The 16,547-nt window shown below is 56.3% G+C and carries 17 protein-coding genes and 1 pseudogene; 11 read left to right on the forward strand and 7 right to left on the reverse strand.

The genetic code is table 11. The features are described 5' to 3' along the window. Nucleotides 1-40 precede the first annotated feature (40 nt). The gene (gene sucC, locus AC2FJC_RS06860; protein WP_496738911.1) at nucleotides 41-1,234 is read right to left on the reverse strand and encodes an ADP-forming succinate--CoA ligase subunit beta; all 1,194 of its coding nucleotides are present in this window, start codon (nucleotides 1,232-1,234) and stop codon (nucleotides 41-43) included. A 362-nt stretch (nucleotides 1,235-1,596) separates the two neighbouring features. After that, nucleotides 1,597-2,559 carry a malate dehydrogenase gene (gene mdh, locus AC2FJC_RS06865; protein WP_058273532.1) on the reverse strand — a complete coding sequence of 321 codons (963 nt, stop codon included), beginning with the start codon at nucleotides 2,557-2,559 and terminating at the stop codon, nucleotides 1,597-1,599. A 160-nt stretch (nucleotides 2,560-2,719) separates the two neighbouring features. Between mdh and AC2FJC_RS06870 the strand changes: the two genes are divergently transcribed. Then, nucleotides 2,720-3,475, forward strand: a complete 756-nt coding sequence (locus AC2FJC_RS06870; protein WP_496738912.1) for a sulfite exporter TauE/SafE family protein — start codon at nucleotides 2,720-2,722, stop codon at nucleotides 3,473-3,475. Here the strand turns inward: AC2FJC_RS06870 and AC2FJC_RS06875 are convergent, their stop codons facing one another. Continuing rightward, nucleotides 3,476-3,775, reverse strand: a complete 300-nt coding sequence (locus AC2FJC_RS06875) for a hypothetical protein (RefSeq protein WP_496738913.1) — start codon at nucleotides 3,773-3,775, stop codon at nucleotides 3,476-3,478. It lies immediately after the preceding gene. A gap of 170 nt (nucleotides 3,776-3,945) precedes the next feature. Between AC2FJC_RS06875 and AC2FJC_RS06880 the strand changes: the two genes are divergently transcribed. From AC2FJC_RS06880 to AC2FJC_RS06920, 9 genes are all read left to right on the forward strand, one after another. Further along, nucleotides 3,946-4,803 (forward strand): HpcH/HpaI aldolase/citrate lyase family protein, encoded by an 858-nt coding sequence (locus AC2FJC_RS06880; protein ID WP_496738914.1) that lies wholly within the window; start codon nucleotides 3,946-3,948, stop codon nucleotides 4,801-4,803. A gap of 6 nt (nucleotides 4,804-4,809) precedes the next feature. Next, on the forward strand, nucleotides 4,810-5,364 hold the full coding sequence (locus AC2FJC_RS06885) for an NnrU family protein (protein WP_496738915.1): 555 nt from the start codon (nucleotides 4,810-4,812) through the stop codon (nucleotides 5,362-5,364). 12 nt (nucleotides 5,365-5,376) lie between these two features. After that, nucleotides 5,377-5,583: a DUF1737 domain-containing protein gene (locus AC2FJC_RS06890; protein ID WP_496738916.1), complete on the forward strand. Its 207-nt coding sequence runs from the start codon at nucleotides 5,377-5,379 to the stop codon at nucleotides 5,581-5,583. After that, nucleotides 5,583-6,611 (forward strand): MaoC family dehydratase, encoded by a 1,029-nt coding sequence (locus AC2FJC_RS06895; protein WP_496738917.1) that lies wholly within the window; start codon nucleotides 5,583-5,585, stop codon nucleotides 6,609-6,611. The genes AC2FJC_RS06890 and AC2FJC_RS06895 overlap by 1 nt, the downstream gene beginning before the upstream one ends. Before the next feature lie 57 nt (nucleotides 6,612-6,668). Next, nucleotides 6,669-7,331, forward strand: coding sequence for a DUF1194 domain-containing protein (locus AC2FJC_RS06900; RefSeq protein ID WP_496738918.1), 663 nt, complete (start codon nucleotides 6,669-6,671; stop codon nucleotides 7,329-7,331). Nucleotides 7,332-7,531: 200 nt separating this feature from the next. Next, nucleotides 7,532-7,915, forward strand: a complete 384-nt coding sequence (gene sdhC, locus AC2FJC_RS06905) for a succinate dehydrogenase, cytochrome b556 subunit (RefSeq protein WP_496722960.1) — start codon at nucleotides 7,532-7,534, stop codon at nucleotides 7,913-7,915. Nucleotides 7,916-7,926: 11 nt separating this feature from the next. Next, the gene (gene sdhD / locus AC2FJC_RS06910) at nucleotides 7,927-8,298 is read left to right on the forward strand and encodes a succinate dehydrogenase, hydrophobic membrane anchor protein (RefSeq protein WP_496738919.1); all 372 of its coding nucleotides are present in this window, start codon (nucleotides 7,927-7,929) and stop codon (nucleotides 8,296-8,298) included. 24 nt (nucleotides 8,299-8,322) lie between these two features. Continuing rightward, nucleotides 8,323-10,131 (forward strand): succinate dehydrogenase flavoprotein subunit, encoded by a 1,809-nt coding sequence (gene sdhA, locus AC2FJC_RS06915; RefSeq protein WP_496738920.1) that lies wholly within the window; start codon nucleotides 8,323-8,325, stop codon nucleotides 10,129-10,131. A gap of 169 nt (nucleotides 10,132-10,300) precedes the next feature. Then, nucleotides 10,301-10,741, forward strand: coding sequence for a hypothetical protein (locus AC2FJC_RS06920; RefSeq protein WP_496738921.1), 441 nt, complete (start codon nucleotides 10,301-10,303; stop codon nucleotides 10,739-10,741). 36 nt (nucleotides 10,742-10,777) lie between these two features. On the opposite strand, the gene AC2FJC_RS06925 is transcribed toward AC2FJC_RS06920, so the two are convergent. Then, complete coding sequence (locus tag AC2FJC_RS06925) at nucleotides 10,778-11,833, reverse strand: glycosyltransferase family 4 protein (protein ID WP_496725839.1); 1,056 nt, start codon at nucleotides 11,831-11,833, stop codon at nucleotides 10,778-10,780. A gap of 163 nt (nucleotides 11,834-11,996) precedes the next feature. Between AC2FJC_RS06925 and AC2FJC_RS06930 the strand changes: the two genes are divergently transcribed. Beyond that, nucleotides 11,997-12,776, forward strand: coding sequence for a succinate dehydrogenase iron-sulfur subunit (locus tag AC2FJC_RS06930; protein WP_058273522.1), 780 nt, complete (start codon nucleotides 11,997-11,999; stop codon nucleotides 12,774-12,776). A gap of 564 nt (nucleotides 12,777-13,340) precedes the next feature. Here the strand turns inward: AC2FJC_RS06930 and deoD are convergent. The 3 genes and pseudogenes from deoD to AC2FJC_RS06945 all read right to left on the reverse strand — a co-directional run. Next, nucleotides 13,341-14,051 carry a purine-nucleoside phosphorylase gene (deoD, locus tag AC2FJC_RS06935; RefSeq protein WP_496725840.1) on the reverse strand — a complete coding sequence of 237 codons (711 nt, stop codon included), beginning with the start codon at nucleotides 14,049-14,051 and terminating at the stop codon, nucleotides 13,341-13,343. A 24-nt stretch (nucleotides 14,052-14,075) separates the two neighbouring features. Next, nucleotides 14,076-14,390 (reverse strand): H-NS histone family protein, encoded by a 315-nt coding sequence (locus tag AC2FJC_RS06940; RefSeq protein ID WP_496725841.1) that lies wholly within the window; start codon nucleotides 14,388-14,390, stop codon nucleotides 14,076-14,078. A 124-nt stretch (nucleotides 14,391-14,514) separates the two neighbouring features. Continuing rightward, nucleotides 14,515-16,485: pseudogene (locus tag AC2FJC_RS06945) on the reverse strand (protein meaA); the annotation flags it as partial. Nucleotides 16,486-16,547: the final 62 nt, after the last annotated feature.

Below are 16,547 nucleotides of genomic sequence, written 5' to 3' on the forward strand. Positions count from 1 at the left end.
ACTTTCTTCGGATCCCGAGAAATGAACCGGCTTATCTAACTCAGCCTTTAACCGCCTTCACGATCTTCTCGGCACCGTCTTTCAGGTTGTCCGCTGCGATCACGTCCAGGCCAGAGGTGTTGATGATCTCTTTGCCCTTCTCGACATTGGTGCCTTCCAGACGCACGACCAGCGGAACCTGCAGGCCGACCTCTTTCACTGCGGCGACTACGCCCTCGGCGATGACGTCACAGCGCATGATGCCGCCGAAGATGTTGACCAGGATGCCTTTGACCTGCGGGTCAGAAGTGATGATCTTGAACGCTTCGGTCACTTTCTCTTTGGTGGCACCGCCACCCACGTCGAGGAAGTTGGCCGGTTCAGCACCATAGAGCTTGATGATATCCATCGTCGCCATCGCCAGACCGGCACCGTTCACCATACAGCCGATCTCACCATCCAGCGCGATGTAGTTCAGGTCGTATTTCGAGGCTTCCAATTCCTTGGGGTCTTCCTCGGTCGTGTCGCGCAGCTCGGCAATATCCGGATGGCGGTAAACCGCGTTACCGTCAAAGCCGACCTTGGCGTCCAGCACTTTGAGGTCGCCCTTGTCGGACACGATCAGCGGGTTGATTTCCAGCATCTCCATGTCCTTCTCGACGAAGGCGGCGTATAGCTGGCTCATCAGTTTGACGCACTGTTTGACCTGCGTGCCCTCCAGCCCCAGCGAAAAGGCGATGCGGCGGCCATGATAGGGCTGATAGCCTGTTGCCGGATCGACCGAGAAGGACAGGATTTTCTCGGGCGTTGCCGCGGCAACCTCTTCGATGTCCATGCCACCTTCGGTCGAACACACGAATGAGATGCGGCTGGTCTGGCGATCCACCAGCAGGGCCAGGTACAGTTCACGCTCGATGCCGGAACCGGCTTCGATGTAGATGCGGTTGACTTGCTTGCCGGCGGGGCCGGTTTGATGTGTTACCAGCGTACGGCCCAGCATCTTCTTGGCTTCCTCGGATGCTTCTTCCACCGACTTGGTCAGACGGACACCGCCTTTTTCACCGGCGTCAGCCTCTTTGAAGGAGCCCTTGCCGCGGCCACCCGCGTGGATCTGTGCTTTGACAACCCAGAGCGGGCCATCCAGTTCACCGGCTGCGGTTTTGGCTTCCTCAGCGCGCAGTACCGCGCGACCTTCGGAGACCGGAGCGCCATAGCTGCGAAGAAGCGCTTTGGCCTGATATTCGTGAATGTTCATCGAAACTGTCCTGTCTGACTGCGTTACACCGTTATAGGGGTGTCTAGGGGGCAAGTTTAAAGGGTTTTTTGACAGGGAAGCAGTTTTTCACGAAGATTTTCATTATTTGTGATCACGGTTTTTTTGGGTGTGATCACAAAAGGCAGCAAAGGTCACCCGTTTGATTCGTCGTCGGTGACGGCCTTTAGAATAAAGAGAGAATTCAGCTAGCGCTAAACCTAGCCGTCCGTCGAAATGGCGGATTCAAACGTTTACATGGCAGCTGCGCCGGGGACATGTCGATTCAATGGCGCCGTAATCGTCCAAAGAAAAACCCGGCTCACCAATGGTGAACCGGGTTCTGAATTATCTCTTCAGAGGGATCAGGCCAGCGAGCTGTCGATGCCCTTGCACGCTTCGATCAGGCCTTTGACGGCGTTGACCGAATTGTCGAACCCGGCTTGTTCGTCTTCGTTCAGCTTGATGTCGACGATCCGTTCGACGCCACCGGCACCGATCACGGTAGGTACGCCTACATACAGACCGTCTACGCCCAGCTCGCCGCTGCAGTATGCGGCGCAAGGCAGTACGCGTTTCTGGTCTTTCAGATAGGCTTCGGCCATTTCGATCGCCGAAGTGGCAGGCGCGTAGTAAGCCGAGCCAGTTTTCAGCAGGCCAACGATTTCGGCACCGCCATCACGGGTACGCTGAACGATGGCGTCCAACTTATCCTGCGTGGTCCAGCCCATCTCGACCAGATCGGGCAGGGGGATGCCTGCTACGGTCGAATAACGCACCGACGGCACCATTGTGTCGCCGTGGCCGCCCAGAACAAACGCGGTGACGTCGCGCATCGAGACGTTGAACTCTTCCGACAGGAAGTGCGCGAAACGGGCCGAGTCCAGAACGCCAGCCATGCCGCAGACTTTGTTGTGCGGCAGGCCCGAGAACTCACGCAGCGCCCAGACCATCGCGTCCAGAGGGTTGGTGATGCAGATCACGAACGCGTCGGGTGCGTGGGCTGCGATGCCTTCGCCAACCGACTTCATGACTTTCAGGTTGATGCCCAGCAGGTCATCGCGGCTCATGCCGGGTTTGCGGGCGACGCCAGCGGTGACGATGCAGACGTCTGCGCCTGCGATATCGGCATAATCGCTGGTGCCGGACATGGCTGCGTCGAACCCTTCCGAAGGGCCGGATTCAGCGATGTCGAGCGCTTTGCCCTGCGGCAGCCCGTCTGCGATGTCGAACAGGACAACGTCACCCAGTTCTTTGACAGCTGCGAGGTGCGCAAGCGTGCCGCCGATGTTCCCAGCGCCGATAAGCGCAATCTTGGGTCTGGCCATTTGGAAAATCTCCGGTCGGAATTGAAATCGCGGCTGTGCTAGTCGCTAAATGGCTTTCGCGCAAGTGTTCAGCGGCGCGGCATGCAACCGCATACCGTTTGCACTGCTTGGGCTGATTGCGCTAAACGGCCAAGGATACAGGCCGAAACCGGGGCGCTGCATGTTCGAATTGAACCTGATGTTTTTTGTTGTAGCAGTCCCGGCTGTGATCTTTGCGGGTATTTCGAAGGGTGGCTTTGGCTCAGGCGTGGCCTTTGCGTCTTCATCGATTCTGGCGTTGATCTTGGAACCGGGGCAGGCACTGGCCTTGATGTTGCCGATCCTTATGGTGATCGATGTTGCAACTCTTGGGCCCTATTGGAAACGATGGAGCTGGCCGGATTCGCGTCTGTTGATCCTTGGGGCCGTGCCCGGCGTGGCGTTGGGCGCATGGCTTTATCGCGCCACCGATGATGATCTGCTGCGCCTACTTATCGGGGGGATTTCCATTGGTTTTGTCGTTTGGCACGTCAGTCAATCCAAAGGCTGGGTGCGCGGCTTTACAAACAGACTGCCTGCCCCCGCCGGACTGTTCGCTGGGCTGGTTGCTGGCTTCACCAGCTTTGTCAGCCATGCGGGCGGCCCGCCTGCGGCCGTTTACCTGTTGTCGCAACGCCTGTCGAAGACCGAGTTTCAGGCCAGCACTGTATTGGCCTTCTGGGTCATCAACATCACGAAATTTGTGCCTTACGCCTATCTCGGCCTTTTCACATGGCACACCGCTTGGGCTGATCTGTTGCTGACCCCGTTCGCGATTCTTGGGGCGTGGCTGGGGGTGCGGGCGCATTTCATGCTATCCGAGCGCCTGTTTTTTGGCATTGCTTACGTTCTGCTGACGCTCACGGGTAGTAAGTTGATCTGGGACGCGCTGACCTGATCAGACGTTGGGCGGCAGGGCTTCGGCGATCATTTCATAAGCCTGACCCGAGGCAACAAGGCAGGTCATTCCATCCGGCAGTGTCACAGTGATCGTCCAGCTGCCGCTTTGGTCCGACGCAAAGAGCTCCATCACCGCGCCTTGACGCGCCATGCCGATCCCTTGGCGCGTTTCGCCGTAAGTTTCGGTCAGCCGTTTGATCACCTCGTCACGTGGGGCGCAGTTGCGGGCGTGGGCCTGCTGTGCAGCCAGAACCATGATTCCAAGGCCCATCGTCATCTTCAGCAGTGTCTTGTGCATGTTCGACCCTTTTCGATTTCAGTTGCCGGTCAGGGTGCCGCCGTTGGACCGAAATCCGGTTAAAGGAACGCACGTTGCGTCGCGAATGCTGCGATGCGGCGATTTTGCGCTTGAACTTTCCGGCAAAAAATGCCCCATTCCGCGCAACTTTATTTCTTCGGGAGAAGCCAATGGACCCGCGCCAGCGCCCCTATCGCTCTGTTCTATATATCCCCGGTTCGAAAGACCGGGCGCTGGACAAGGCACGCACTTTGCCTGTGGACGCGATCATTTTTGATCTTGAAGACGCGGTGTCTGCCGATGAGAAGGGCAATGCACGCGAAACGCTTAAGGCGGCTCTGGCCGCGGGCGGCTATGGGGAACGGGTCAAGATCGTGCGCATCAACGGTCTGGATACCGAATGGGGCCGTGCTGACGCCGAGGCCGTGCGCGAGATGGATGCCGATGTGGTCCTGCTGCCCAAGGTGAATTCAGCTGCGGATGTGGACGCATTGGCCGCGATTACCGGTGACCTGCCAATCTGGGCGATGATGGAGACCCCACGCGGTATGCTGAACGCCGCTGAGATCGCCGCTCATCCGCTGATGGCAGGCTTCGTAATGGGTACCAACGATCTGGCGAAGGAATTGCAAACCCGCTTCCGCCCGGATCGTCTGCCGCTGATGACCTCGCTGAGCCTGTGCCTTCTGGCCGCAAAGGCCGAGGGTCTGATCGTTGTCGATGGTGTCTACAACGCATTCAAGGATGCCGAAGGTCTGGCCGCCGAATGTGCGCAAGGCCGCGACATGGGTTTTGACGGCAAAACCCTGATCCACCCCGCACAGGTCGATGTCACCAACGCGGCCTATGCCCCGTCGGAGAGCGAGATCGATCTGGCCCGTCGCCAGATTGCCGCTTTTGAAGAAGTTGAGGGGCAAGGGCAGGGCGTTGCCGTGGTCGACGGCAAGATCGTTGAAAATCTGCACGTTGTAACTGCCCGCGAAATTCTGGCAAAAGCGGAGGCAATTACAGCTTTGCAAGCGGGGTAAGCCAGCATGGGCTTTGTTCTTCTCATTCTCGGTGTGGCACTTTGGTGGGCCGCGCATTTGTTCAAACGTGTGATGCCAGAGCGTCGCGCTGCGATGGGCGACGCCGGCAAGGGCGCGGTCGCTTTGGCCTTGGTGGCGTCGATCTTGCTGATGATCTTCGGCTATCGCATGACCGACTTCATCTATGTCTGGGCCCCGCCTGCCTTCATGATTCACATCAACAACCTTCTGGTGTTGATCGCGATCTTTATGTTGAGCCCGGCCGGAACCAAGGGCCGTATTCTGAACAAGCTCCGCCATCCGATGCTGGGCGGGTTCAAGCTGTGGGCTTTCGCGCATTTGCTGGTGAATGGGGATCTGGCCTCGATCATCCTGTTCGGCGGGTTGTTGGCTTGGGCTGTGGTCGAAGTGATCGTGATCAACAAGTCGCAGCCTGACTGGACCCCCGGTGAACCCGGAACCTATGGGAAGGACGCGATGTTCTTTGTGGCCTCGATCGTGCTGCTGGGTGTCATCGGCTACGTTCACGGGCTGGTCGGCCCGTCGCCGTTCCCCTCGTAAGGATTTGACATCATGGCAAAACTCTACCGTTTGTTGACCGAAGAAGACACCTCGGCCTTCTGCCACAAAGTGTCAGATGCTTTGGCAAAAGGGTGGGAGCTGTATGGCGACCCGTCCTATGCCTATGACGATAACAGCCGCATGATGCGCTGCGCGCAGGCCGTGACCAAAGAGGTCGAGGCCGACTATTCACCTGACATGAAACTGGGACAGCAATAATGGCAAAAACCAATCCGGGCCGCTTTTTCGAGGACTATTCCATCGGTCAGGTGTTGCACCATGCCGTGCCGCGCACGGTGACCAATGGCGAGAGGGCGCTGTATCATGCGCTCTATCCGGCGCGGCATGCGCTGTATTCCTCGGACGAGTTCGCCCGGAATTGTGGTCTGCCGCAAAGTCCCTTTGATGATCTGGCGGCGTTTCATGTCGTGTTTGGCAAGACTGTCCCCGATATCTCGCTTAATGCCGTGGCCAATCTGGGCTATGCCGAAGGGCGCTGGTTAAAGCCGGTCTATTCCGGCGATACGCTGCGTTCGGAATCCGAGGTGATCGGCCTCAAACAGAACTCGAACGGTAAAACAGGCGTCGTCTGGGTGAGAACGCGCGGCCTGAACCAGCGCGATGAAGTAGTCATCGAATATGTGCGCTGGGTCATGGTGCGGAAATCGGATCTGGATGCGCCCGCACCCGAGACTGTGGTGCCGGAACTGAAAAAGGCGCTGGACGCGAAGGATCTGATCGCGCCCGAGGGCCTTGATTTCTCTCAGTACGTTTTCGCTCAGGCTGGTGAGGCGCATCGCTGGGGCGACTATGAGATTGGCGAGACCATTGATCACGTCGATGGCGTCACGGTCGAAGAGGCCGAGCATATGCTGGCCACCCGCCTGTGGCAGAACACTGCCAAGGTGCATTTCGATCTGACCTTCCGCCCCGAAGGGCGGCTGATCTATGGCGGTCACGTGATTTCCATGGCGCGGACCCTATCGTTCAACGGGTTGGCAAACGCACAGATGATCGTTGGCCTGAACGGTGGCGCGCATGCGAACCCCTGCTTTGCCGGCGATACGATCAAAGCCTGGTCCGAAGTTCTGGATAAGGCGGAAACTGCCATTCCGGGTGTTGGTGCGGTTCGCCTGCGGCTGGTCGCCACAAAGGGCGGCGCGCCTTTTGAGTTGAAAAACGAAGACGGTCGTTATCTGCCCAATGTCCTGCTTGATCTGGATTACTGGGCCTTGATGCCGATCTGATACTCGTGGTGACATTCATTTGATCGCAGCCAGCGCCAATCGTGTTAGGCTGTGGTCATGACCTTGCTTCGCACGATAGTTGCCTGCGCCTGTCTGACGCCACCCGCTTATGCCTGCGATCTGGCATTAGCGCTGGCTGTAGATGTCTCAGGCTCGGTGGATTCGACCGAGTATCGAATTCAGATGGATGGCCTTGCTGCGGGGTTGCGCGATCCAATTGTGTCCGAGGCGCTGGTGCGTGGGAAAGCCCGCGTGATGCTAGTGCAGTGGACAGGGTCCTCTCGTCAGATGGTCACTGTTCCGTGGACACAGATCGACAGTTTCGAGGCAATTGATCAGTTTGCTGTGAAGGTGGCCAACGATCCAAGGGTTTGGCGCAACTTTTCCACCGCAATTGGCGAGGCGCTGGAATCGACCATGTCCTATTTCGATACGGTGTCGGATTGCAAACGCCACCTGATCGATATCTCTGGCGATGGGGTGTCGAACGAGGGGGTTGAACCATCGGACGTACACAGAATTCTGCGGACACGCGGTGTGACGGTGAACGCGATTGCAATTGAAGAAAGCGAACCGGATCTGACCGCGTATTTCTTCGAAAATGTGATCGTGGGCGAGGGGGCGTTTGTCGTCTCAGCCTCAGGGTTTGCTGACTATCCCGAGCGGATTCGTAAGAAACTGCTGCGCGAGGTGACCCAGCAAACCGCTGATCTGAAATAGCCACACAACAGAATCGGGTCTGTAGGCGCTAACATCATAACGGATGGAAAACTTTTTGTGATCACGAGCTTATTTTGTGTGATCACATAATGCAAATATCCGTCATTTTGCGTCAATTGTGAACTTTTTTGCATCTGCAGCACGTGACAGAACGGCAAAAAACGGTAAAACCTTCGGAAGCCAAACGTAAAGGAGCCAACATGGCCGATGTAAATCGGGGCAACCGCCCTCTTTCACCTCACCTCACGATCTACCGCCCCCAACTGACTTCGATGACATCGATCCTTGTGCGCATCACGGGAATTGCATCGTTGTTGATTGCGTTCTTTGTCGTCTGGTGGTTCCTGGCAGCTGCAACATCCGAGGCGTCGTTCAATTTCATCGACAGTCTGATGAGAAGCTGGCTGGGTGATCTGGTGATGTTCGCTGCGACCTGGGCGATCTTCTATCACATGCTGGGTCGTCTGCGTCACGTGATCTGGGATCTGGGCTATTGCGTGGATGTCGGTATCTCCGAAAAGATGGGGATCGGCATGATGGTGTTGGCCACCATCTTCGCCTTCATCACGGCAATTGCGGTTTAAGGAGATTGGCCATGAATTACCTCACTGACCGCAAACGCGCGCAGGGTGCCGGTGCTGGCGGCGCGGGCACACATCATCACTGGCAGATGATGGTCAGCTCGGCCGCTCTGGTCCTTTTGGTGCCTCTTTTTGTTTTCGTCTTCGCAAACGGCTTGGGCAGATCCTACGAAGAGGTTCTGGCCTATTACAGCCGCCCATTCCCGGCGATTGTGACTGGCCTGACGATGGTCGTTGTCATCATCCATCTGGTACGTGAAACGCAGGTTGCGATCGAGGACTATGTTCACGGTGTTGCAGAAAAGCTGAGCCTCATGGCCGTCGCGGCGTTTGGCTACACATTGATAGCTGCCGGGCTGTTTGCCCTGATCAAGCTGGCTCTGTGAAACGCGCGGTAAGGAAATAAACAAATGACAACTGCATACGAATACGAAACACACGAATATGACGTGGTTGTTGTCGGCGCTGGCGGCGCTGGTCTGCGCGCCACACTGGGCATGGCAGAACAAGGTCTGCGCACGGCATGTGTCACGAAGGTGTTCCCGACACGCTCACACACGGTTGCCGCGCAGGGCGGTATCGCCGCATCTCTGTCCAACATGGGCCCGGACCACTGGCAGTGGCACATGTACGACACCGTCAAAGGCTCGGACTGGCTGGGTGACACCGACGCGATGGAATACCTTGCGCGTGAAGCGCCTAAGGCTGTGTACGAGCTGGAACACTATGGCGTGCCGTTCAGCCGGACTGAGGAAGGCAAGATCTATCAGCGTCCCTTCGGCGGTCACACGACCGAATTTGGTGAAGGCCCCGCCGTGCAGCGGACCTGTGCGGCTGCTGACCGGACCGGCCACGCGATCCTGCACACGCTGTACGGTCAGTCGCTGAAGAACAACGCCGAGTTTTATATCGAGTACTTCGCCATCGACCTGATCATGTCCGACGACGGTCAGTGTCAGGGCGTTGTCTGCTGGAAGCTGGACGACGGCACGATGCATGTCTTCAACGCCAAGATGGTGGTGCTGGCAACCGGCGGTTATGGCCGGGCCTATTTCAGCGCAACATCGGCCCACACCTGCACCGGTGACGGAGGCGGCATGGTGGCCCGCGCAGGTCTGGCCCTGCAGGATATGGAGTTTGTTCAGTTCCACCCGACCGGCATCTACGGCTCTGGCTGTCTGATCACCGAGGGCGCACGTGGTGAAGGTGGTTATCTGACCAACTCGGAAGGCGAGCGGTTCATGGAGCGGTACGCGCCTCAGTACAAGGACCTCGCACCTCGCGATTACGTCTCCCGGTCGATGACAATGGAGATCCGCGAAGGCCGTGGCCATGGTGATGGTGGCGACCACATTCACCTGAACCTCAGCCACCTGCCGGCCGAGGCGCTGGCCGAACGTCTGCCAGGTATTTCGGAATCGGCACGCGTTTTTGCGGGCGTAGACGTCACCAAGGAACCGATCCCGGTTCTGCCGACTGTGCATTACAACATGGGCGGCATTCCCACGAACTATTGGGGTGAAGTTCTGAACCCGACCGCTGATAACCCGACGGGCGTTGTCCCGGGGTTGATGGCTGTCGGTGAAGCAGGCTGTGCCTCGGTCCACGGGGCGAACCGTTTGGGCTCGAACTCACTGATCGACCTCGTGGTGTTTGGCCGCGCTGCTGCAATCAAAGCGGGCAAGGTTGTGGATGCCGAGGCACCGAACCCGGTGCTGAATCAGGCGTCCGTCGATAAGGCGTTCGACCGCTTTGACGCGGTACGCAATGCCAGCGGTGCAATCGCGACCGCCGATCTGCGTCTTGAGATGCAGAAGACCATGCAGGAAGACGCAGCGGTCTTCCGGACAGCAAAAACCATGGCCGAGGGCGTCGACAAGATGACGGCGATCGCCGCCAAGATGGACGACCTGAAAGTCAGCGACCGCTCGCTGGTCTGGAACAGCGATCTGATGGAAACGCTGGAGTTGACCAACCTTATGCCAAGTGCCTTGGCGACCATCGTTGGCGCTGAGGCGCGCAAAGAATCCCGCGGCGCACACGCGCATGAAGATTTCACCGAGCGTGATGATGAGAACTGGCGTGTTCACACAGTGTCGCGTGTTGATGGCAACAAAGTCGATCTCAGCTATCGCCCGGTCATTGCCGATCCGCTGACAACCGAAGACGAAGGCGGCATCAGCCTGCAGAAAATCGCGCCCAAAGCGCGGACGTTCTGATCAAGCGGACCCCGCCTTAAAATGGCTCGCTGATCGGACGGCACATGCGGCGGATTAGTGAAACGAAAAATAGCAAGGGTCGCTGACATGATGTCTGCGGCCCTTCATTGTGGGTCAGCCAGCCGGCCATTAAATGCTTGCAAGATTAAGGTTGTCTAACTGCCCGTTTTTGGGCGACGACGATTTGAGCTACAGCGATGATTATGTTCAGCGCATGGTCAAATGCCTAGAAAACCACGACGCGGACAAAGTGGTCATCGGCACGCATGGGATCACCTATTCCAGTACAGCTCCGGAAAACGTTCATCAAAGAACACCAATTAAGTTCGGCCAGCCGTTGCAAAACATGCAGCGTGTGGACCGACTGGGAACAGAGGCATTGGTTGCGCTTGGCCGTAACATTGCGCCCTACGAGTACGTGGAATCCAGCCAGAAATTCGTGGATGTGTGTTATGCGCGTTGGTTGCATGAAAACGGCATTGAAAGCTGGGTCATCGATCGCGAGAACAGCGGATTTATTCGGCGCGTGCCCACCGAAGGTGAGCACGGAACATTCTTCATGACTTTTACCAGAAAGACGAGCCAGGTTTGGATGAAATCAGTTTTTTAACGCGTACGACGGGTATCGTGTAACGGGTGACCGCATCTAGGTCAGCTCAGACAGCGCACGTTTCAGGTCGCCGGATATTCGGTGCGGGCTGCGTTCAACCGCAAAGTCGAGACAGGCCTGACGTTTTTTGGCCAACTCCTCATCGGACATGCTGAGTACACGCATCATCATGCGGATCAAGCCTCTTGGGTTTTGCGCGGGATAGAGCAGATCATGACAGGCCTCTGGGGTAGTATGCTTGTGCGCATCAATGTCGGGGCCGATAATCGGCAAGCCAAAGGTCTGCGCCAGCATAGCCGTTCCCGAGGTAAACGTGGTCGTCGACGGCAGCATGTATGCATGCGCATTTGAAAACACTTGGGCTATTTCGGAATCGGGAATTCGTTCAGGCATAACCGTAGTATTGCGGTTTGACCGCAAGCGGCGCATCAGGCGGCGGCCGGACGGATACACACGCCCGACGACTGACACCTGAAAGTCATGCCCGCGACTAGTCAATTTTTTTGCGGCATCTCCCAACCGCCCCAATTCACGGCTGCCCCGCATTGTTCCAAAGCTTAAGAAATGGGTACGCTCGCGCAGAGGAAGGGGGCGTTTCAACGTTTGCTCTGCCGGTTCGTAAACACCAAGATAGCTCGGATGCGGAATGAGACGCAGTTTTTCCGGGTCAGTGCCATAATCATCAATCATATGTTGCCGGGCATGGGGCGTGTGAACGTGAACTAGGTCGACAATATCCGCCAATTCCTGGCGGATATTGCGGAAATAATCTGTCTTGAAACCTTCGGAATGCGCAAACTGATTGTGAATGGTCCAGATCAATCTCCCGCCATTGGCCTGATACTGTCTCATGCCGTCACAGGTGGCCCGAAAATCAGAAGCCTGCTCTTCCGTTTCCGGCGTGGGGAACAACCGGTCGTCCCAATGTATATGAATGATGCTTTGATCGGGTTGAAAATCAGCCTTTGCAAACGCGGACAAAGGAGCGCTTCTGGAAGCAATCAAGCAGAACTCTGGCTTGCAGGCCGAATACAGCATGTTCTGGTAAGGGTTCTTATTGCCGTAGGGTATGTTGACGACATTAATCGGCATTCACTGTCCTGAACTCAACTCGTTTCTTTGGCGGCACGATCCATGTGCACCGCGGGAATTTTGTAGTGAACTTGCCCAATTTTCTTGGGTGTTTTCAAGGTTAAAAGGTTGGCTTTCCGGCCTGCCGAGTATATCTATACGCAGGATTTTAGCGAGGTCGGAAATGGTACAACTCACCCTGCCAAAGAACTCTCGGATTACCACAGGTAAAACTTGGCCGAAGCCTGAAGGCGCGGCCAATGTTCGTAAGTTTCAGATCTATCGCTGGAACCCGGATGACGGTCAAAATCCACGTGTAGACACCTATTTTGTCGATATGGACAGCTGCGGCCCGATGGTTCTGGACGCGCTGATCAAGATCAAGAACGAAATCGACCCAACCTTGACCTTCCGCCGATCCTGCCGCGAAGGTATCTGCGGTTCCTGCGCGATGAATATCGACGGGATCAACACGCTGGCCTGTATCTACGGCATGGATGAAATCAAGGGTGATGTTAAGATTTACCCGCTGCCGCATATGCCGGTCGTCAAGGACCTGATCCCTGACCTGACGCATTTCTACGCGCAGCATGCAAGCATCATGCCGTGGCTGGAAACCAAGACCAACCGTCCTGCGAAAGAGTGGAAGCAATCTATCGAAGATCGCAAGAAGCTGGATGGGCTGTATGAATGCGTGATGTGCGCCAGCTGCTCGACCTCGTGCCCCAGCTATTGGTGGAACGGGGATCGCTATCTTGGGCCCGCTGCGCTTTTGCATGCGTATCGCTGGATCATCGACAGCCGTGACGAAGCCACGGGTGAACGATTGGATGAGTTGGAAGATCCGTTCAAACTGTATCGTTGCCACACGATCATGAATTGCGCCAAGACCTGTCCGAAGGGTCTGAACCCGGCCAAGGCGATTGCCGAAATCAAAAAGATGATGGTTGATCGCGCAGTTTAAAGCGTATGAAAATCATGCACTTGCCGCCTTGCGGTAAGTGCATGTCGCAGTTGCAGATTTGTGTAATGCGATGGCCCCTGATCCAGACTATCTTTGTGATCAGGGAGGAGTGATGAGACCGAAAACGGGACCGCTCCGATGCAAAATCAAAGACTAGAATCCAAAACGAGCGCTGCTGAAGCTCTGGAGCTTCTAAATCAAGCGTGGGCCTACTACACACCCGAGCCTGTAGAGGTGGAAGAAAAGCACGAACCTGAGCTTTTCGAATACGCAAACGCAGCATAAGTCGAAGTCAGGCTTGCGGCCGGCACTCAAAATGGGTCATGCATTGGTCATGCCCATTTTGCTTCTTATCTTGGCAGGCGGTGTGTTTGCCTATTTCCTATGGCGCTCGCGCATCTCGTCCCTGAGCCGGGACTGCCGCTGGCGGCAGCATCGTAAAGAAGGCGTTTGGGTGTGTGCATTCTGTGGCGCACAGCAGCAGGGCAGCGACGCGCCAACTCAATGTCTGAAGGGTCAATAGCGGGGATAAGCAGGGCGGCTTCCCACCCTGCGTTTTTGCATTTACGCTGCCGGGAATGCCGCCTGCAGTGCGACTTCAACCATATCGCCAAAACTGCTTTCGCGTTCAGCTGAGGGCAAAGATTCGCCGGTCAGCAAGTGATCGGAAACGGTTAGAACAGCCAATGCGCGGCAATTGTGCCGCGCGGCCAGAATGTACAGCTCCGCAGCTTCCATCTCGACCCCGAGAATACCGTGCCGTACCATCTGTTCGTTCAGATCTGGGCGTTCGTCATAGAAAACGTCCGACGAATAGATGCCGCCGATATGGGTTGGCGTGCCTTTGGCCGCAGCCGCCTGAGCCGCCGCCTGAAGCAGCCCCCAATCAGCACAGGGTGCGAAATTGAGCTCTTTCATGATGCCGCGTGACGGTGTGCTAAGCGTGGTCGAGGTCATCGCCAGGATCACATCGCGGACATTCACACTGTCCTGCATGCCCCCGCAAGAGCCGATACGGATCAGCGTTTTGGCACCATAGTCCCGGATCAGTTCGTTGACGTATATCGACAAGGATGGCATGCCCATGCCGCTACCTTGAATGGTGACAGGATTATCTTTCCAGCGTCCCGTAAAGCCCAACATGCCGCGCACGTCATTGACTTTCTTCACGTCGTCCAGGAACGTTTCAGCCGCCCATTTTGCACGATAGGGATCGCCAGGCAAAAGAACCGTTTCTGCAATATCGCCTTTTTCGGCTCCAATATGAATTGTCATTTTGGGGTACGTTCCAATTAGAAATTAGACTTCCAGATCCGAAATATCTGCGCCGGAATTCAATGCGTCATGAATCCATTGCGGCTTTCGACCACGACCCGACCATGTTTGTTCTGGATTGGCGGGGTTTTTGTATTTCGCTTTTGTGGCTTTTCCAGATGTCGGATTGTCTTTTGACAGTTCCGACAAAGAGAACCCGAATTCAGCTGCGGCTTTTTCCGCCGCTTTCAGCGCTTCTTTGCGTTCGCGTTTTTCTGCGCCAATAAGCGCCTTTTCCACCTGATCGCGCAATTCAAGTAGATCCTTGCGCGACATATTTTCCAGATTTGTCCCCGACATTCACCCTCTCCCAGGAAATAGTCATTAACGGCGTCACCGATGGCACACCGTAATTCCAAAGAAAAGGATTATCTATCCCCTTTTATTCAGGGATAGAAACAGGATCAGTTCAAATTGACCGGCGTTACTCGGCAGCCAGGTTTTGAGGATCTACAAGAGTGACGATATCGCCCATGATTGCATTCAGTTCGAAATTCTTGGGCGTATAGATCTTTGCAACACCCATTGCAGTAAGCTTTGCGGCGTCGTCATCGGGGATGATGCCACCTACAATCACCGGAATATGATTCAGCCCGGCCTCGCGCAGCCGGTTCATGACGTCCTGCACAAGCGGAATGTGGCTGCCTGACAGAATAGACAGACCGATCACATGTGCGTCGTCATCCGCAGCGGCGGTTACGATTTCTTCCGGCGTCAGGCGAATACCTTCGTAACTGATATCCATACCGCAATCGCGTGCACGGAATGCGATCTGTTCCGCTCCGTTCGAATGACCGTCCAGGCCCGGTTTGCCGACCAGGAATTTCAGACGGCGGCCAAGCTTGTCGCTGACCGCATCCACTGCAGCTCGCAGATCTTCCAAGCCTTCTGTCTTGTTCGAGACCGAGCCCGATACGCCCGTAGGCCCGCGATAGGTACCATAGACTTTGCGCATTTCTTCGGCCCACTCACCGGTGGTTACGCCAGCCTTGGCAGCTGCGATTGAGGGCTCCATGACGTTGGTGCCGTTTTGCGCCGCTTCGCGCAACGCGGCCAGAGCCGCCGCGACAGCTGCGTCATCGCGATCTTGCCGCCATTCATTCAGGCGCGCGATTTGTTCTTGTTCGACAGCAGGGTCAACGACCATGATGCCGCCATCTTCGGTCTGCAGGGGCGAGGGTTCGCCTTCGATCCACTTGTTCACACCGACAACGACAGTTTCGTTCCGTTCAATGCGGTTCAGGCGTTCAGCGTTTGAATCAACAAGCCGTGACTTCATGTATTCGATTGACGCTACTGCTCCGCCCATTGAATCCAGATTGGCGAGTTCGGCGCGTGCGCCCTCTTTCAATTCTTCAACCTTCGCGTCAACAGCGGGGTTGCCGTCGAACAGGTCGCCATATTCCAGCAAGTCGGTCTCATAGGCCAGAATCTGTTGCATCCGCATCGACCATTGCTGATCCCACGGGCGGGGCAGGCCCAGTGCCTCGTTCCATGCGGGCAGCTGAACTGCGCGGGCGCGGGCTTTTTTCGAAAGAGTCACGGCCAGCATCTCGATCAGGATGCGGTAGACGTTGTTTTCGGGCTGCTGCTCGGTCAGCCCAAGCGAGTTGACCTGAACGCCATACCGGAATCGGCGGAATTTCGGATTCTCAACACCATAGCGTTCGTGCAGGATTTCGTCCCAAAGATCGACGAAAGCGCGCATTTTGCACATTTCGGTGACAAACCGGATACCTGCGTTCACAAAGAACGAAATCCGTCCGCAAAGCGCTGGGAAATCGTCGGCGGGTACACGAGGGCGCAGTTCGTCCAGAACGGCGATGGCTGTGGCCAGCGCATAAGACAGCTCTTGTTCCGGTGTCGCGCCAGCTTCTTGCAGGTGATAGGAACACACGTTCATCGGGTTCCATTTCGGCACGTTGGTATAACAATACTCGGCCACGTCGGCGATCATCTTGAGCGAGGGTTTAGGCGGGCAGACATAGGTGCCGCGGCTCAGGTATTCCTTGATCAGGTCGTTCTGAACTGTGCCCTGCAGCTTGGAGATATCTGCGCCTTGTTCCTCGGCCACAGCGATGTAGAGCGCAAGCAGCCAAGGCGCTGTCGCGTTGATCGTCATCGAGGTGTTCATCTGTTCTAACGGAATCTGGTCGAACAGAACCCGCATATCGCCTAGGTGGCCGACGGGTACGCCAACCTTGCCCACTTCGCCGCGCGCAAGTGTATGATCGCTGTCATACCCGGTCTGCGTGGGCAGATCAAAGGCCACTGAAAGGCCCGTCTGGCCTTTTGCGAGGTTCCCGCGATACAACGCATTCGACGCTTTGGCGGTGGAATGACCGGCATAGGTTCGGATGAGCCAGGGGCGATCTTTCTGCGTCTGCGTCATAGCTGGACCTCGTGTCTCGGTTGGGCAAGAAAATTACGTTCCCGGCCTCTAAAGCGCAATTTTCG

This window comes from Ruegeria sp. CDSB117, from assembly GCF_059611005.1.

What these genes read in the sequence shown, in the direction of transcription:
- sucC (WP_496738911.1), bottom strand. Translation starts at nt 1,234, where the DNA reads ATGAACATTCACGAATATCAGGCCAAAGCGCTTCTTCGCAGCTATGGC.
- deoD (WP_496725840.1), bottom strand. Translation starts at nt 14,051, where the DNA reads ATGACAATTCATATTGGAGCCGAAAAAGGCGATATTGCAGAAACGGTT.
- AC2FJC_RS06880 (WP_496738914.1), top strand. Translation starts at nt 3,946, where the DNA reads ATGGACCCGCGCCAGCGCCCCTATCGCTCTGTTCTATATATCCCCGGT.
- sdhA (WP_496738920.1), top strand. Translation starts at nt 8,323, where the DNA reads ATGACAACTGCATACGAATACGAAACACACGAATATGACGTGGTTGTT.
- AC2FJC_RS06895 (WP_496738917.1), top strand. Translation starts at nt 5,583, where the DNA reads ATGGCAAAAACCAATCCGGGCCGCTTTTTCGAGGACTATTCCATCGGT.
- AC2FJC_RS06890 (WP_496738916.1), top strand. Translation starts at nt 5,377, where the DNA reads ATGGCAAAACTCTACCGTTTGTTGACCGAAGAAGACACCTCGGCCTTC.
- sdhC (WP_496722960.1), top strand. Translation starts at nt 7,532, where the DNA reads ATGGCCGATGTAAATCGGGGCAACCGCCCTCTTTCACCTCACCTCACG.
- mdh (WP_058273532.1), bottom strand. Translation starts at nt 2,559, where the DNA reads ATGGCCAGACCCAAGATTGCGCTTATCGGCGCTGGGAACATCGGCGGC.
- AC2FJC_RS06900 (WP_496738918.1), top strand. Translation starts at nt 6,669, where the DNA reads ATGACCTTGCTTCGCACGATAGTTGCCTGCGCCTGTCTGACGCCACCC.
- sdhD (WP_496738919.1), top strand. Translation starts at nt 7,927, where the DNA reads ATGAATTACCTCACTGACCGCAAACGCGCGCAGGGTGCCGGTGCTGGC.
- AC2FJC_RS06925 (WP_496725839.1), bottom strand. Translation starts at nt 11,833, where the DNA reads ATGCCGATTAATGTCGTCAACATACCCTACGGCAATAAGAACCCTTAC.
- AC2FJC_RS06930 (WP_058273522.1), top strand. Translation starts at nt 11,997, where the DNA reads ATGGTACAACTCACCCTGCCAAAGAACTCTCGGATTACCACAGGTAAA.
- AC2FJC_RS06940 (WP_496725841.1), bottom strand. Translation starts at nt 14,390, where the DNA reads ATGTCGGGGACAAATCTGGAAAATATGTCGCGCAAGGATCTACTTGAA.
- AC2FJC_RS06875 (WP_496738913.1), bottom strand. Translation starts at nt 3,775, where the DNA reads ATGCACAAGACACTGCTGAAGATGACGATGGGCCTTGGAATCATGGTT.
- AC2FJC_RS06870 (WP_496738912.1), top strand. Translation starts at nt 2,720, where the DNA reads ATGTTCGAATTGAACCTGATGTTTTTTGTTGTAGCAGTCCCGGCTGTG.
- AC2FJC_RS06885 (WP_496738915.1), top strand. Translation starts at nt 4,810, where the DNA reads ATGGGCTTTGTTCTTCTCATTCTCGGTGTGGCACTTTGGTGGGCCGCG.